At 61.5% G+C, this 15,889-nt stretch carries 12 protein-coding genes and 1 pseudogene; 3 read left to right on the top strand and 10 right to left on the bottom strand.

What is annotated here, in order from left to right:
- Positions 1-231: 231 nt before the first annotated feature.
- The 7 genes from NQ204_RS09685 to amaB all read right to left on the bottom strand — a co-directional run bounded on the left by NQ204_RS09685 (position 232) and on the right by amaB (position 6,873).
- Positions 232-1,101, bottom strand: coding sequence for a DMT family transporter (locus tag NQ204_RS09685; protein ID WP_116863404.1), 870 nt, complete (start codon positions 1,099-1,101; stop codon positions 232-234).
- A gap of 50 nt (positions 1,102-1,151) precedes the next feature.
- Positions 1,152-2,216: a UDP-N-acetylmuramate dehydrogenase gene (murB, locus tag NQ204_RS09680; RefSeq protein ID WP_116863401.1), complete on the bottom strand. Its 1,065-nt coding sequence runs from the start codon at positions 2,214-2,216 to the stop codon at positions 1,152-1,154.
- An 8-nt stretch (positions 2,217-2,224) separates the two neighbouring features.
- Positions 2,225-3,280 (bottom strand): quinone-dependent dihydroorotate dehydrogenase, encoded by a 1,056-nt coding sequence (locus NQ204_RS09675; RefSeq protein WP_256643739.1) that lies wholly within the window; start codon positions 3,278-3,280, stop codon positions 2,225-2,227.
- A gap of 8 nt (positions 3,281-3,288) precedes the next feature.
- On the bottom strand, positions 3,289-4,059 hold the full coding sequence (locus NQ204_RS09670) for a class I SAM-dependent methyltransferase (protein ID WP_256643738.1): 771 nt from the start codon (positions 4,057-4,059) through the stop codon (positions 3,289-3,291).
- A gap of 5 nt (positions 4,060-4,064) precedes the next feature.
- On the bottom strand, positions 4,065-4,349 hold the full coding sequence (locus tag NQ204_RS09665) for a DUF4190 domain-containing protein (protein WP_256643737.1): 285 nt from the start codon (positions 4,347-4,349) through the stop codon (positions 4,065-4,067).
- Positions 4,350-4,489: 140 nt separating this feature from the next.
- Positions 4,490-5,299 (bottom strand): SDR family NAD(P)-dependent oxidoreductase, encoded by an 810-nt coding sequence (locus NQ204_RS09660; protein WP_116863398.1) that lies wholly within the window; start codon positions 5,297-5,299, stop codon positions 4,490-4,492.
- A 41-nt stretch (positions 5,300-5,340) separates the two neighbouring features.
- On the bottom strand, positions 5,341-6,873 hold the full coding sequence (gene amaB, locus NQ204_RS09655) for an L-piperidine-6-carboxylate dehydrogenase (RefSeq protein ID WP_256643736.1): 1,533 nt from the start codon (positions 6,871-6,873) through the stop codon (positions 5,341-5,343).
- A 378-nt stretch (positions 6,874-7,251) separates the two neighbouring features.
- Here amaB and NQ204_RS09650 point away from each other — a divergent pair, with 378 nt between their 5' ends.
- The 3 genes from NQ204_RS09650 to NQ204_RS09640 all read left to right on the top strand — a co-directional run bounded on the left by NQ204_RS09650 (position 7,252) and on the right by NQ204_RS09640 (position 11,558).
- Entirely contained in the window at positions 7,252-8,709 is a 1,458-nt protein-coding gene (locus tag NQ204_RS09650; protein WP_256643735.1) for an undecaprenyl-phosphate glucose phosphotransferase, read from the top strand.
- Positions 8,710-8,857: 148 nt separating this feature from the next.
- Positions 8,858-9,292, top strand: coding sequence for a low molecular weight protein-tyrosine-phosphatase (locus NQ204_RS09645; protein ID WP_256643734.1), 435 nt, complete (start codon positions 8,858-8,860; stop codon positions 9,290-9,292).
- 55 nt (positions 9,293-9,347) lie between these two features.
- On the top strand, positions 9,348-11,558 hold the full coding sequence (locus NQ204_RS09640; protein ID WP_256643733.1) for a polysaccharide biosynthesis tyrosine autokinase: 2,211 nt from the start codon (positions 9,348-9,350) through the stop codon (positions 11,556-11,558).
- A gap of 1,094 nt (positions 11,559-12,652) precedes the next feature.
- On the opposite strand, the gene NQ204_RS09635 is transcribed toward NQ204_RS09640, so the two are convergent.
- The 3 genes and pseudogenes from NQ204_RS09635 to NQ204_RS09620 form a co-directional block, all read right to left on the bottom strand.
- The gene (locus NQ204_RS09635; protein ID WP_256643732.1) at positions 12,653-13,576 is read right to left on the bottom strand and encodes a glycosyltransferase family 2 protein; all 924 of its coding nucleotides are present in this window, start codon (positions 13,574-13,576) and stop codon (positions 12,653-12,655) included.
- Positions 13,577-14,175: 599 nt separating this feature from the next.
- A pseudogene (locus NQ204_RS19675) lies at positions 14,176-14,349 on the bottom strand (DapH/DapD/GlmU-related protein); the annotation flags it as partial.
- A gap of 380 nt (positions 14,350-14,729) precedes the next feature.
- Positions 14,730-15,860 carry a glycosyltransferase family 4 protein gene (locus NQ204_RS09620; protein ID WP_256643731.1) on the bottom strand — a complete coding sequence of 377 codons (1,131 nt, stop codon included), beginning with the start codon at positions 15,858-15,860 and terminating at the stop codon, positions 14,730-14,732.
- Positions 15,861-15,889: the final 29 nt, after the last annotated feature.

Raw genomic sequence — 15,889 nt, 5'->3', positions numbered from 1 at the left:
TGGGCCCGAGGCATGCCTCGGGCGGGTTGGGCAGGACGCCCAACCCCGGTCTTGCCGTGTGCGCAGGACAGCGCACAGGAGCAAGCGGCGACCAAGCCTACATGGACGTATTTACGGCGTCCCCGCAAACCCACAGTGCCCCGCCATCCCACGGAATGCCGCTCTGGCTTCTGACGTTGACGTTGACGTTGATTCTGCAGGTGCAGGGCTGCAAGCCCTGCCGAACAACCCTTACTCCGCCGGCTTGGCGGCCGCCGTCGCTGCCACGCTCGCGGCGCGCCGTGCCAGCACCGCCTCGCGGTGCGCGATATACGCGTTCGCCGCCAAGATGATGCCGGCACCGATCAGCGTCCAGCGGTCCACGCTCTCATCAAACAACAGCCAGCCACACAGTGTGACCAGCGGCAGCTGCAGGAAGCTGATCGGGGTCAGGGCCGATACCTCGCCCAAGCGCAGTGCACGCGTCCACAGCAGCTGGCCGACCGTGCCCATCACGCCCGTCGCCACCAGCCACACCCAGGCCATGCCCGTGGGCCAGACCCATACGAACACGGCCGGGACCAGCGACAGCGGCACCCAGAACACATAGGTGTAGAGCACCACGGTGTCGGCGCTGTCCACGCGGGTCAGCTGCTTGATCTGGATGGCCACCAGCGAACTGAGCAGGGCCGCGGCAACGGCGATCAGGCTGCCGGCGGAAAACCCCGCGGTGCCCGGCCGGACGATCACCAGCACGCCGATGAAACCCACCACCACCGCCGCCCAGCGCCGCACGCGCACGGTTTCACCCAGCCACAGCACCGCGGCAATTGTGACGAACAACGGTGTGGAATAGGACAGCGACACCGCCTGCGCCAGGGGCAGGTGGCCCAGCGCCCAGAACGCGCACAGCATCGAGCCCAGGCCGATCGCGCTGCGCACGAAGTAGCGCGGCAGCTGTTGGGTCTTCAGTGGCGCACGGCCCGGGCGCAGCAGCATCGGCAGCAGTGCCAGCAGGCCAAACGTGTTGCGGAAGAACGCAACTTCCTGGGTCGGCACGTAGCGGGTCGCATAGCGGATGGCGATGGCCATCAAGCCAAACGCCATCGTGCTGGCGAGCATCAGCAGCGCCGCCCGCGCCGGGGTGGCGAGCGCGGGCCGCGCCGTGGCGTTCACCACTGGGCGCCGAGCAGGCGCGGCTCCGGTTCGATCGGCACGCCGAACTTCTCCAGCACCGAGGCGGAGATGCGCCGTGCCAGGTCCAATAGTTCGGCGCCGGTGGCGTTACCGTGGTTGACCAGCACCAGTGCATGGCTGGGTGCCACGCCGGCGTCGCCTTCGCGGAAACCTTTCCAGCCGCAGGATTCGATCATCCAGGCCGCCGAGACCTTGCGCTGGTCATCACGCTCGGCCGGGAACACCGGCAGTTCAGGGAAGTGCTGCAGCAGCACGTCGACCTGTTCCAGCGGCAGCACCGGGTTCTTGAAGAAGCTGCCTGCGTTGCCCAGCACGTCCGGATCGGGCAGCTTGCGGCGGCGGATGGCGATGACCGCATTGGCCACGTCGACCGCACTAGGCAGTTCCACGCCCTGTGCCTGCAGCTCCTCGCGGATGCCGGCGTAGTCCATGCGCAGGGCGTGCAGCAGCGGCAGTCTCAATTCGATGGCGGTGATCAGGTAGCGGTCGGGCTGCTGCTTGAACACGCTGTCGCGGTAACCGAAGCCGCACTGTTCGTTATCCATGCGCACCCAAGCCTGCTCCTGGCAGTCCCAGGCTTCGACGGTCTGGATGAACTCGCCCACCTGCGCGCCATAGGCACCGATGTTCTGGATCGGTGCTGCACCGGCGGTGCCGGGAATCAGTGCGAGGTTCTCCAGGCCGGACAGACCTTCCTGCAGCGACCACATCACCAGGCCGTGCCAGGACACACCGGCGCCGGCGCGGATCACCGCGTGGTCGGCGCGGTGCTCGAGGAAGCTGATGTCGCGGTTGCCGAACACCAGCACGGTGCCCGGGAGGTCATCGGCGATGAGCACGTTGCTGCCGCTGCCCAGCACCAGCAGTGGGCCGTTGGCCACGCTGGGCAATGCCAGCACGTCCGGCAGCAGGGCAGGGTCGTGCAGTTCCAGCAGCTGCGCCGCGTTGGCGCGCACGTGGAAGGTGTTCAACGCCTGCAGCGGAGCGTTTTCGGTAAGGGTCCAGCGCAGCGGTGCGGCGGAGGTGTCGTGGCCGTCCATGGGCGCGCTCACAGCGGCGCCACCGCGCCACGGCTGGGCGCTTCCCGGCGGCGACGGATCGCCTCCACGCACTCGGCCACCAGCGACGGGCCACGGTAGATCAGGCCGCTGTAGCACTGCACCAGGGCGGCGCCGGCGGCCATCTTGGCCACTGCGTCGGCACCGGAGAGGATGCCACCCACGCCGACCAGCGGCACCGATTCGGGCAGGCGCGCGCGCAGGCGACGCAGCACCAGGGTCGACTGCTCCAGCACCGGCGCACCGGACAGGCCACCGGCCTCGCTGGCCAGCGGATCGCCGGCGATGCGGCTGCGATCGATGGTGGTGTTGGTGGCGATCACGCCGTCCACCTGCAGTTCGCCCAGCACGCGGGCGGCGGCGTCGATGTCGCGCTCGCTCAGGTCAGGCGCCACCTTCACCAGCATCGGCACGCGTCGACCATGCTGCGCAGCCAAGGTCTCCTGGCGCTCACGCAGCTGGCTCACCAGCTGGCGCAGCGCGGTCTCTTCCTGCAGTTCGCGCAGGCCGGCGGTGTTGGGCGAGGAAATGTTGACGGTGATGTAGTCGGCCAGCGGATAGACCTTGTCCAGGCAGGTGATGTAGTCATCGACCGCCCGCTCGTTGGGGGTGTCCTTGTTCTTGCCGATGTTGATGCCGAGCAGGCCGCGGCGGTTACGCGCGCGCTCGACGTTGCGTACCAGCGCATCGACACCGGCATTGTTGAAGCCCATGCGGTTGATGATGGCCTGTTGCGCCGGCAGCCGGAACAGGCGCGGCTTCGGGTTGCCATCCTGCGGGCGCGGGGTGATGGTGCCGATCTCGACGAAGCCGAAGCCCAGCGCGAACAAGGCATCGATGTGCTCGCCGTTCTTGTCCAGGCCGGCGGCCAGGCCGACCGGATTGGGGAAAGTCAGCCCGAACACGGTGCTCGGCATCGGCGCGATGCGTGCGGCCAGCAGCGGCGTGGTGCCGCTGCGGTAGGCCAGGTCCAGTGCGGACAGGCCGAGGCCGTGGGCGCGCTCGGCGTCGAGCGAGAACAGGAAGGGGCGGGCAAGCGAATACATGCGTCGGTTCAGTCCAGCGTGCCGAGGAAGGCTCGGGTTCGATATTCAAAGACGACCTGTCCATCCACCGCATGGGCGTTGAACAGGTCCTGCAGCGCAGCCAGCATCGGCGCATGGCGCGGGTGCCCGGGCTGCGGTGCGTAGGAGGAAGAAAGCAGGCGCCCGCGCAGAGCGTCGAAGTCCAGGTGCTGCACGTTGGGCAGCTCGATCATGCCGCGCAGGCCGGGGCCGAACCAGGCCTGCATGGTGGCATCGTCCTGGTAGCGCTCGGCCACCGCGGTGTAATCGGTGCCGTAGTCCAGCAGCAGCTGCTCGTAGCCGACCAGGAACGGGCTGGCATCGAGCAGGCGCGAATTCCAGTAGATCAGGGTGAGTCCGCCCGGGTGCAGGATGCGCTGCCATTCAGCACGCACCGCCACGGTGTCGAACCAGTGGAAGGCCTGCGCGGCGCTTACCAGATCGACGCTGGCATCGGTCAGCCCGGTCGCCTCGGCGCGGCCATCGACGGCGCGGAACAGCGGAAACTGCGGTGCCAGCCACTGCTCGGCGGCCGCGCGCATGGCCGCATTGGGCTCCACTGCCACCAGCGGATGGCCGGCGGCCAGGAACGGGCGGCTGGAAATGCCGGTGCCGGCACCGATGTCGGCGACGAGCGCCGCGGTGGGCACGGCCATCGGCCCGTGCAGCCAGTCCATCAGCGCAGCGGGATAATCCGGGCGGTAGCGCACGTAATCGGCGACCCGGCTGCTGAAGCGTTCAGTGCTGTCCGATGCGCTCATGGCGGTCAGTTCGACAGCGTGGCCAGCCAGGCCAGACCGCCGAAGAACAGGACGAGGACCAGCAGGCCCAGGCCCAGCATGATCACGTTCAACCAGCCCAGGATGAGACCGGTCAGGGCCAGTCCATCGCCTTCCAGTTCGGCGGGACGGCGGCGGATCTCGCTGCGGGCCATGTGCCCGGTGATGATCGCCACGATGCTGGCCACGAAGGGCAGCACGGTCCAGCTGGCGATGCCCAGCACCAGGCTGAGGACGGCTAGGCCGCTTGTCTGTCGGGGTGCCGCGCTCATGGGATCCTCCTTGGCAGTGCACACATGATAGTGCCTGCGGGCCGGCAAGCCCATGGGCGGCACGGCGGCGGCCGGGGTAGGCGTCGACCTTGGTCGATGGAGAGCGCCAGCCAAGGTTGGCAGCTACCCGGGCGGAAGCATCAGCCCATCAACACCTGGCCACCATCCACGTTGAGCACGTGGCCGGTGATCCAGCGCGCCAGCGGCGAGCACAGGAACAGCGCGGCGTCGGCGATCTCGCGCGGGTGGCCGAAGCGGCCGAACGGGATCCGCGCCAGGGTGGCCTGGTACAGCGCGGGATCCTCCACGCGGCGTCGGTCCCACAGGCCATCGGCGAACTCGATCGAGCCCGGCGCGATGGCATTGACCCGGATGCGGTCCGCCGCCAACGCCAGTGCCTGCGAGGTGGTGTAGTGCGAGAGTGCGGCCTTGGCCGCCGCATACGGCGCGCCACCGGGGCGGGGCTGCTGCGCGGCGATCGAGGACAGGTTGAGGATGCAGGCGTCATCCGAGGCCTGCAGCCAAGGCAGGGCCAGGCGGGAGGCACGTACGGCCGCCATCAGGTCGATCTGCAGGCTGGCCGCCCAGCCGTCTTCGTCGTCGGCCATGCCGTAGCCGGTGGCGTTGTTGACCAGCACGTCGATGCCGCCAAGCGCATCGGCGGCGGCCTGCAGCCAGCCGCCGATCTGCTCGATCTCGGCCAGGTCGGCCGCGACAACATGCACGGGCGTGCCCTGTGCCTCGGCGTCGGTCTGCAGTGCCTGCAGCCCGGGCAGGCCGCGGGCGCAGACCGAAACCCGTGCCCCGGCGCCCGCAAATGCCAGCGCCAGTTCACGGCCGATGCCCTTGCTGCCGCCGGCAATGAGCACGCGGCGGCCGCTCAAGTCGAGGGTCGGCTTCATACCTTGTAGAGCCGAGCCATGCTCGGCTGCACTTCCTGCAGTGTTCATGGCCCGTCCTGCCGAGCATGGCTCGGCACTACAAAACAGCGTTACAGGTCGAACTTGATGCCCTGGGCCAGCGGCAGCGAATCCGAGTAGTTGATGGTGTTGGTCTGGCGGCGCATGTAGACCTTCCACGCATCCGAACCCGACTCACGACCACCGCCGGTGTCCTTCTCGCCACCGAACGCGCCGCCGATCTCCGCACCGGACGTGCCGATGTTGATGTTGGCGATGCCGCAGTCGCTGCCGGCCGCCGACAGGAACTTCTCGGCGGTCTTCAGGTTCTGGGTGAAGATCGAGGACGACAGGCCCTGCGGCACGCCGTTCTGCATGTCGATGGCTTCATCGAGGCTGTCGTACGGCATGACGTACAGGATCGGCGCGAAGGTTTCGTGCTGGACCACCGCGTCGCTGTTCTTCAGGCCCGAGACAATGGCCGGCAGCACGAAGTTGCCTGCACGATCGATGCGGGTGCCACCGGTTTCGATGGTGCCGCCGGCGGCCTTGGCCTGGGCGATGGCATCGAGGAACTGCTGCACGGCACCGTCGCTGTTCAGCGGGCCCATCAGGTTGGCAGCATCGGTCGGATCACCGATCTTGCCTTCCACCTGCTTGTAGGCCTTGACCAGCGTGGCCAGCACGTCGGCGTAGATCGAGCGGTGCACGATCAGGCGGCGGGTGGTGGTGCAGCGCTGGCCGGCGGTACCGACCGCACCAAACACGATGCCCGGCACGGCCAGCTTCAGGTCGGCGGTTTCGTCGAGGATGATGGCGTTGTTGCCACCCAGCTCCAGCAGGCAGCGGCCCAGGCGGCGGGCGACCTTTTCGTTGACCGTACGGCCGACCTGGGTCGAGCCGGTGAAGCTGATCAGCGGCACGCGGCGATCGTCGACCATCTTTTCCGACAGGGCGGTGCCGGCGTCGTTGACCAGGAAGAAGATGTCCGGGAAACCGGCTTCGCGCAGCGCTTCATTGCAGATGCGCATGGAGGCGATGGCGGTCAGCGGGGTCTTGTTGGACGGCTTCCAGATGCAGATGTCACCGCAGATGGCGGCCAGGAAGGCATTCCAGCTCCACACCGCCACCGGGAAGTTGAAGGCCGAGATGATGCCGACCAGGCCCAGCGGGTGGTACTGCTCGTACATGCGGTGGCCGGGGCGCTCCGAATGCATGGTGTAGCCGTACAGCATGCGGCTCTGGCCCACGGCGAAATCGGCGATGTCGATCATCTCCTGCACTTCGCCGTCGCCTTCGGGCTTGCTCTTGCCCATTTCCAGTGCGACCAGCGAACCCAGGGCGTCCTTGTGCTTGCGCAGCGCTTCGCCGCACAGGCGCACGGCTTCGCCGCGGCGCGGGGCCGGGGTAGTGCGCCAGGTCTTGTAGGCTTCCTGGGCACGGGTAATGACGGTTTCGTACTCGGCCTCGGTGGTGGCGCGGACCTGCGCGATCGGCTCGCCGGTGGTCGGGTTGACCGGGGTGATCAGCTCACCGCCGGTCGCGCTCGACCATTCCCCGTTGCCCAGGTAGGTGCCAGCGTTGATCGCGTCCAGACCAAGGGACTTGAGCAGCTCGGAAGACATGCAGACTCCTGTGTTTCGTTACGTAGTTGGTGCCGCCACGGGCAGGTGGGGGATGCGGCGGACTGAACCGGCGATGGTAGCAGAGGGGCGTGGCGGGGCTTGGTGCAGTGCGGGGTGAGTGACAAAGGCTTGACGGGCCTGCGTCACGATTTGAGCCGAGGCCAGTTGATCCAAAGTGATATAAATCATGGGTCTGCGTCTCGCTTGATTTCCCGGCGCGGCACATAAGCCATAACTGGCTGCTATCTTTTGTGATGGGCTTCAGACACAATCACGCGGTATTCAATAGAACCGCAACGAAATGCAGGTGCCGGCTGGGGAGACCGGGGCCGCTTTGGATCTCGCCCGGATCTGCGGAACGTTCATAGGAGTTGTCTCGTGCTACATGGATCCGTAGAAGGGCTCGCCAGCCACCCCAGCCGGTCACGCAGGCGCGTCGAAGCGCGGGCCGCCCTCGAGCTGGCGCTTCGCGTCGGCGACCTGGTTGTCGTACCGGTTTCGGCCATCCTTTCCCACGTGCTCTTCTATGGTTCGGCAGCGCCGGACCCGTCGCAGCGCGTAGTGTTTGGTGCCGTGCTGCTGAGCGCGATGGTCTGCTTCATGATCGGCCCTGTGTACCGGGGCTGGCGCGGCCGCGGCCTCGTGGTGGATCTGTGGATCCTGCTCCTGGCGTGGTCCTGCAGCTTCGGGTTGTTCTCCTTCTATGCTGTCCTGGTCGATATGGCCGGGGCCGTTCCCACGCGCTGGCTGCTGACCTGGTATGTGTCAGGTCTGATCGGCATGGTCGGCGTGCGCGTACTGTTGCGGGTGCAGCTGCATCGCCTGCGCGCCCGCGGCCTGGATCGCGAGCGCGTGCTGCTGGTCGGCCTGCGCTCGTCGGGGTTGAAGCTGCATCGTCTGCTGCGCGGCAAGCCTGAGCTGGGCAAGGAAGTGGTCGGCTATTTTTCGGCCAAGGGCGATCTTGCGACGCGCCGCGGCGGCGATGCGCCCCGTTGCCTGGGCGCGCTGGCCGACCTCCCTCGTTACATGGACCAGCATCGCGGCGAATTCGATCAGTTGTGGGTGTCGATGACCCCGGGTGATGCCGCTGACATGAAGGCCATGCTGAAGCAGATCGAGCGCTTCCCGGTGCCGGTGCGGCTGATTCCGGACACCACCGGCTGGGGCACGCTTAATCCGGGCGTGCACCAGGTCGGCAACGTGCCGATGATCGGTGTCCGACAGGGCGTGGCGGATCATAATTTCCGGCTCGTCAAGCGCATTGAGGACATTCTGGTGGCGGGTCTGGCGGTGATCATGCTGGCGCCTGTGTTCGCGGTGCTGGCCATTGGCGTCAAGCTGAGCTCGCCTGGCCCGGTGTTGTTCCGCCAGCGCCGCCATGGCTTGGGGGGCAAGGAGTTCTCTATGCTGAAGTTCCGCTCCATGCGGGTTCATGCGGAAGGGTCTTCGGACAAGATCACCCAGGCGACCCGCAATGATCCGCGCGTGACCCGCTTTGGCGCCTTCCTGCGCCGCAGCAGTCTGGACGAGCTGCCGCAGTTCTTCAACGTGCTGGGCGGCAGCATGTCGGTGGTTGGGCCGCGGCCGCATGCCGTGCAGCACAACAACCACTATGAGCGCCTGATCGACCGCTACATGCACCGCCACTACGTCAAGCCGGGCATCACCGGTTGGGCGCAGGTGCATGGACTGCGGGGCGAGACCCCCGAGCTGCGCTCAATGAAGAAGCGTGTGCAGTACGACATCGATTACATCCGCCGCTGGAGCCCGACGCTGGATGTGCGCATCATCGTGATGACGGCATTCAAGGTGCTGGGCCAGAAATCGGCGTACTAAGGCTCTACTGAGCGGGGAAGTGCGACGTAATGCCATGAATTTGCTGGCCATTTCATCGCGTGTAACGCCATCGTAAGGTATCCTGTATGGCTGCCGCCGTCCCATTTGAGGCCGCGGCGCCGCATGGAATGCCACAGGATCGAAGTCAGTGTTCAAGAACGTTCTATTCGTATGTGTCGGCAACATCTGCCGCAGCCCGTCGGCTGAGGTCATGCTCAGGCAGGCTGTCGCTGGCAAGGGCATCCAGATTTCCTCCGCAGGGCTGGGGGCGCTGGTCGGCCATGGCATTGATGCGACGGCACAGGAATTGCTGGTGGAGCAGGGCATGGATGGTCTGGCGCACCGCGCCCGGCAGATCGATGACGCCATCCTGGCAGCGGCCGACCTGGTGCTGACCATGGAGCGGAAGCATGTGCGTCGCATTGCCGAAATCGCGCCGCAGGCCTCGGGAAAGACGTTCCTGCTGGGCAAGTGGCAGCAGGAGCAGGAGATTCCTGATCCGTACCGCCAGCAGCGGCCGGCATTCGAGCATGTTTACAAGCTGATGGCTGAGGGTGTTGAGAGTTGGGCGCGGCACTTGTAGTGCTGCTGCATTCTCTCTGTCCCCTAATTCGTACCCAATTGAAGAGCCTTTACTGATGACCACCGAAACCCGTAATCCGGCGCAGGACGATAGCGATGAAATCGACCTGCGGCAGTTGCTTGGCACATTGATTGATCATAAGTGGTGGATTGCGGGCATCACTGGCGCGTTCTTTGCCGTTGCCGTGGCGTATGCGCTGCTCTCCACGCCGATCTACCGAGCTGATGCCATCGTGCAGGTGGAGTCGAAGGTGCCGAGCCTGCCGGGTCTTTCCGACATCAGTCAGTCCCTTGGCATGGGAGGGGGGGCTGCCGAAGCAACCACCGAGATCGCATTGATTACTTCTCGCGCGGTGATAGGTAGTGCTGTTGATGCGCTGAAGCTGGATGTTGAAGTTGAGCCGAATCGATTTCCGCTGATTGGCGGCTATTTTGCCCGTAATTCTGAGCGTGCGGACCAGGAGGGGTTGGCCGACCTGCGGTTCGGAATGTCCAGGTTTGGTTGGGGTGGTGAGAGGCTTGACGTGTTCCAGCTCGATGTGCCACGTCATCTGGTTGCTAAGCCTCTGACCCTGATTGCAGGTGAGAAGGGCGCGTATGAGCTCGTGGATGATTCCGGCAACCAGCTGCTGAAGGGGCAGGTTGGGAAGGTCGCCTCCGGAAAGGGGGTTGTGATGCAGATTGCCGAGATGCGTGCACATCCTGGCATGCGCTTTGAAGTGACACGTCAGCGTCATCTCACAGTGGTTGGCGGGCTGCAGAAGAAGGTTGCAGTTAGTGAGTCCGGCAAGGAGTCCGGGATTCTTACGCTTGCCTACGAGAACGCTGATCCGGAGCTGGCGCAGCGCTTTCTGCAGCAGGTCGCACAGGCGTATGTTCGCCAGAATGTTGAACGAAACTCTGCAGAGGCCTCGGCGCAGCTGACCTTCGTGAAGGAGCAGCTGCCTAACGTGCGTAACCAGGTGGACGCAGCGCAGAAGGCCCTGGCGGCGTACCAGACCCGCGCCAACTCTGTTGATCTGAGCCTGCAGACCAAGGGACTCCTCGACCAGGAGGTCGCCGTTGAAACCAGTATCCAGCAGCTTCGCCTCCAGCAGGCGGAAATGGATCGCAAGTTCACGCGGGACCACCCTGCGTACCAGGCGTTGATGCGGCAGATCGGGGAGCTTGAGGGGCGCAAAAGTGGTTTCCAGGGCCAGGTGAAGCAGTTGCCGGAAGCACAACAGGAATTGCTTCGTTTGACCCGCGATTTACAGGTCAGCAATGAGATGTACACCGGGATGCTCAACCAGGCGCAGCAGCTCGATGTGGCGCGCGCGGGCACCGTCGGTAATGTTCGTATTGTTGACGCGGCCGAAGTTGATTCCACGACCCCTGTTCGACCCCGTAAGACGCTCGTCGTACTCCTCGGCGCTATTCTCGGCGCTTTCCTTTCCATTGCCCTGGTTCTGCTGAAGCAGATGCTTAATCGTGGCGTGGAAGATCCGGCGCAGATTGAGGAACTTGGGCTGCCCGTCTATGCCTCAATTCCTGTGAGTGCGCAGCAGCAGAGCGACTCTGTTCGTGGCAAGTTCCGTGCAGATGGTAAGTTGCATCTACTGGCGGTCAAGGATCCAGCCGACCTGGCGATTGAGGCCGTACGCAGCCTCCGTACCAGCCTGCATTTCGCTCGGCTTGAAGCAAAGAACAACATCGTTCTGATTTCTGGTGCCAGCCCGAATGCCGGCAAGACGTTTGTTTCGTCGAACCTCGCCGCAGTGATCGCGCAGGCTGGTCAGCGCGTCCTCATCATCGATGCCGATATGCGAAAGGGGACGCTGCATAAAGCGTTGGGAGCTGTGCAATCGCCCGGCCTTTCGGATCTGCTCGTGGGCAAGGCCGATCTGGCTCACGTAGTTCGGACGCTGCCGGGCATAGACAGCCTTAGTTTCATCACCCGCGGTGACGTTCCTCCAAATCCATCCGAATTGTTGATGCATGCGAACTTCACGCAGCTTCTTGAAACTCTGTCGCCGCAGTACGATTTGGTGATTGTCGATACGCCGCCGATTCTTGCTGTGACCGACGCGGCAATTATTGCGCATCATGCCGGCACCTGTCTGATGGTTGCGCGCTTTGGCTTGAATCAAGCCAAGGAGCTGGCCTTGGCGAAGCGCAGATTTGAGCAGAATAACGTCCGGATCAAGGGCGCGATTTTCAATGCTGTCGAGCGGCGTGCTACCGGTTACTACAGCTATGGGTACTATGAGTACAAGTCCAGTACCTAAGTGCTGGAGACCCTGAGTAGGGCGCGGTTGACGTTAAGGCGCTGGTGGGTCTAGCGCCTGAGATGCTTATGGGCGATGGCAACTCGGAAGGTGCTTGTGGTTGTTCGAAGGCGCTTTGGTCTCAGGCGGCTGTTCAATTTCGCTGCGTTTCCTGTCTTGGCCCGCTGCGGCACGCTTTGGGCTTTTGGTAGCGGTAGCGTAGTGGGTGGTCGTTAATGGTCGCTATTTCGCCAAGCCAGCGACGTTGCGATAATGACTGATCTGTGCCAAGTGTAATCGGTTACCGGCAGCGCCGTTGTGGCAAGGGGGGGGGGGCGGGAGCTAGGCCCGCTCATCGGGATGTATGCTGCTCAAGGCGGTGCGCGAGCGATCATCGATGGTGCGCGGGCATACTCCAACTCACCACAGCCAGCGTCTCTCCGGGGACTGGGGTCGCGCCTATGACGCGGCTGTCAGGGGGCTGCACGGCTTCTTGATGCTTAGGCACAGCGGGCCACCTGGGTGGTCGCAATCGTAACGAATCACCAGGCGACTCAAGTGGGAAGGGCCTACTCAGAACATGGGCGCGCACTGGTTTATGGCCTGTAGGGTAGCCGAATCCCGCTAGTGAGGTAGGCTCGGAGCGTACGCCGATGCTCTTCGATCGGCTCAACTGCTCATCTAGGAGCGGCGTGCTGCGTATGGGCACCTTAAAGTGCGATTTCGCAAGGCGACCGCTTTGAAGTTCTGTAAGCCAGTGAGCAACTTGCTGCCTTGCGAACACTTGTACGCCGCAAGCCTAAGTCGCCTCCTCGATCCGGAGGTGCTCAAGGGTAATTCGACGAACTAGAAGAGTTCAACTGTCGACGGCCAAGAAAGAATTCTGGCGTTCTTCATTCGGGCCCTTTAGTGTTCGGAGGGGTGTGGTAACCGCCAGTTCCCTGGGGTGTGCCGAGCGGAGAATCCGCAAAGAGAGCACGGCTAGCTACCTACCGCATGCTCGGCAGTTGGCGTCTAGTTGTCGGGAACTCCAATTTTATGAGTCCCCAACTCTGGATTCGGGAGGGCTACGCTTGGGCTGAACCAGTCACGCTCTTGCGTAGAACTGCAAGTTGCTACAGTTTGCCTGCTGCTAAATTGTGCCCAGTTAAACGACTTAGTTCGTCGATTTTATGTCTTTTCTCGTCAAGATGAGCGATGGCAGCTTCCAGTTCGACGACCTTTGCGCCCACGAGGAAGCGATACCAATATCCTTGGAGAAAGTGATAGGTCAATCCTTCTCTTCCATCAAGAAATCCGCCCTGAACGATGTAGCGCCATAAGAAATACCCAACGGAGCTTACGGTGAAGGGTACCTTGTTATAAGCATTTTCTTTTAGCCAGCGTTTAAATGACGCTTGGCCGGAGCTTCCTTCAGCTGAGAGCGCTTCTCGAGAGAAAAGTTCATGCCGGGAGTTAATTACTTCAATCGCTTCGCGAGTCGCGTATCGATTGTGTTTGTCAATGAAATAGCTTAAGTCGAAGAGATTGTGATCGGCGAATCCCCCGGTAAACGTTATCGTGCGTCCCTCCGACACTTGGATATGCTCATCCATCCAGCGATCCTCAACTGTGCCTTTTCCATTGCGAAAAATCCGAAGCATAAGTAGAGGGTAACGGCCTCCGTGCTTAATCCAGCGGTTCATAAATATGTGTCGCCGCTTAAGATTTATGCCAGAAATAGATTCGTCAAGTTGAGGTAGGTGGGAATTGATCTCCTCAGAGAGATCCGGATAGATGATCTCGTCAGCGTCCAGACGCATGATCCACGGCGAACGAATTTTGCAGTGATCCATCGCCCATTGGAATTGATTCGCCTGATTTACGAACCTATTGAAAAAAATCTTGGCCCCAAGGCTCTCCGCAATTTCAGTCGTTCGGTCGTTTGAGTATGAATCAACAACAATCACCTCCGCTGCAAATGACTTCACAGACTGAATTGCACGGGCAATATGAATTTCTTCATTGTACGTCAGGATCACTACCGAAATTTCAGCCATCCGTCGACTCCGCAGAAGCTCGATCCCTATACTTTACACGTTTTGCAGGGTTTCCAGTGTAGACCCCAAATTCCTCGGTATCTCGAAACACGACCGCTCTCGCGCCGACAACAGTGGATCTTGCAATCGTCACTCCAGGGCCTACAAAAGCTTCAGCTGCGATCCACGCACTCTGGCCAATTGAAATTGGTCTGGTTACCAGGGGGTGGGCTGGGTCGTTGATGTCATGAGTGCCCGCACAAAGGTGGGCTCCTTGGCTTACTGTCGCCCTCTTCTCGATTAATATCGTCGCCATGTTGTAGCAGTTTACCTTGGGGCCGAGGCAGGTGTGTTCTTCCATAATTAAATTTGGGGGGTACCAAATGCGGGCAGTTGAATAGACATGGGCGGATTGGTTCACCCGTGCTCCCGCGATGTTCAGCAAAAAGACCCTCCATCGGTGAAGCGGAGTGGGAGTCCAGGAGGCAAGTAAGGCCCACGTTAATGACCACGCTAATCGGTAGAGTCTGTGAATAAGGGGGTAGGTGGTATGCCCTTTGCGAGTGCTATTGCTTTCCATTGCAGTCTAACCCGATGCTTTTACGATAAATTTTCCAATCTTCATCTGAAAATCGGTTCTTGATCAATCGTGCCGGGTTGCCTCCAACGACCGAGTTCTCTGGGACATCCTTTACAACAACGGAGCCAGCTGCCACGACCGACCCATCTCCTACGCGGACACCAGATCGGATGATGACACCATGACCAATCCATACATCCGCACCAAAAACGGTAATGGAGTGGCGCCATCGGAATGCTAGGCGCGTTGGCACACGGGGATCTTCGATTCCGTGATCATTCCCTACGATGCGTACGGAAGTCGAGATCATGCACAGATCTCCCACTGAGACTGGACTTGGAGACTCGAAGCCAGCTCCGACATAGCAGTAGCGGCCTAGTCTGCTACCCGCGGGGATGTCGACATTCCGGCCAAACTGGACTCCTTCTCCGACCTGTGCAAGGTTAAGTCGCAGCGCTTTTATAAAATTTACTAGCTTCCTCAGTATCTTCTTAATCGGTCTGTCGATGGTTGAGCCGCAGATGCTGATGATTGAACCAGCAACGCGTGCTGGCTCAGGGACGGTTGGAACTTCACCCCTATTACGCCTTCCCATTACATGCGCCTCTCTTTGCTGATCTCATCAAGTGCGTCTTCAATGAGGGTACGCTGAACACTAGGGTTCCATCGCCTACTAATTACATCACGGCATCTGTTCCGAACTTCCGCCCGATCGGGCTTCTGTTCCATCCAGGCTTCTAAGCAATCGGCAAGACTCTCAGAGCTTCCTCTTTCGAAGAAATCCCCGGTTCGTCCAGGTTCAATTGCCTCAAATTCTGGCATCTGATTGCTGAAGTCTCCATGGGTAAAAGCTGGCGTGCCGTATGTAAGGCTGTGAATTGCCGTCAAGCCAATCTTCCCGGGTGACACGCATGCATCAGCATCATAAATCATCCTGCCAACCATCTCTTCATCATAGCAAGCGCCAAAGAAGTGCACGCTTGCGCCAATGCGAGCGGCCTGCGCTTCCAGAGACTTTCTGGCGGGTCCATCACCAATCAGTAGTATATTTACTGGAAGTCCGCGCTTCCCTAGTAGCTCGCCCGCATCAAGAAGTAAGTCCAGCCTACAAATCTGCGTAAGCCGAGCCGTGCAAATAATCAAAGGCCGGTCCGGGTTTTCGAATAGCGCCCGACCGGCTGCTCGGGAAACGTCACGCTCTATCCTCTGGAGAATTGAGGAGGAGGCGACAAAGTCCAAGCTATTGTAAATGGTCCTAATTTTTGACTCTGGGTACCCCTGTCTAATTCCCATTTCTCGGGAGCGCTCGCCGTAAACAAGCAATAAGTGGGATATCGAATAGTAAAAATTTCGGATCAAGGCCTTTGCTTTTCTCTCTTGTGAGAGCCATCCGTGGGCCCAGAAAACTACCTTCTTGCCGGTCGCTCTGCCGACGATGCCAAGAGCCCAAGTCGCAATTATATTGGGGTTTCCAAGGATTAATAGTACGTCGACCGAGCTATCAGTCGCAAGTCGAATGTAGTTCTTAAAGCTAAATCCGCGAGCGGTTCGTTTGACCGCCAGTTCGTTAATAACCACGCCGGGCTCGCCCTTATACGGCTTTATTCCGTCAAATTCATCTTTTGATGCGTGGAATTCGTACTCATGGCGTCCATTCAAAGATAGTTCGCGCAGAACTGGCGCCCTATAATGCGGAAACTGATGGTATATGACGGAAACCTTCATTTGCGCTCACTGAGAAAGTGTTATTGCGT

This window comes from Stenotrophomonas testudinis (assembly GCF_024499815.1).
Taxonomy (GTDB): Bacteria; Pseudomonadota; Gammaproteobacteria; order Xanthomonadales; family Xanthomonadaceae; genus Stenotrophomonas.
This window is presented reverse-complemented; position numbering and strand designations above follow the sequence as displayed.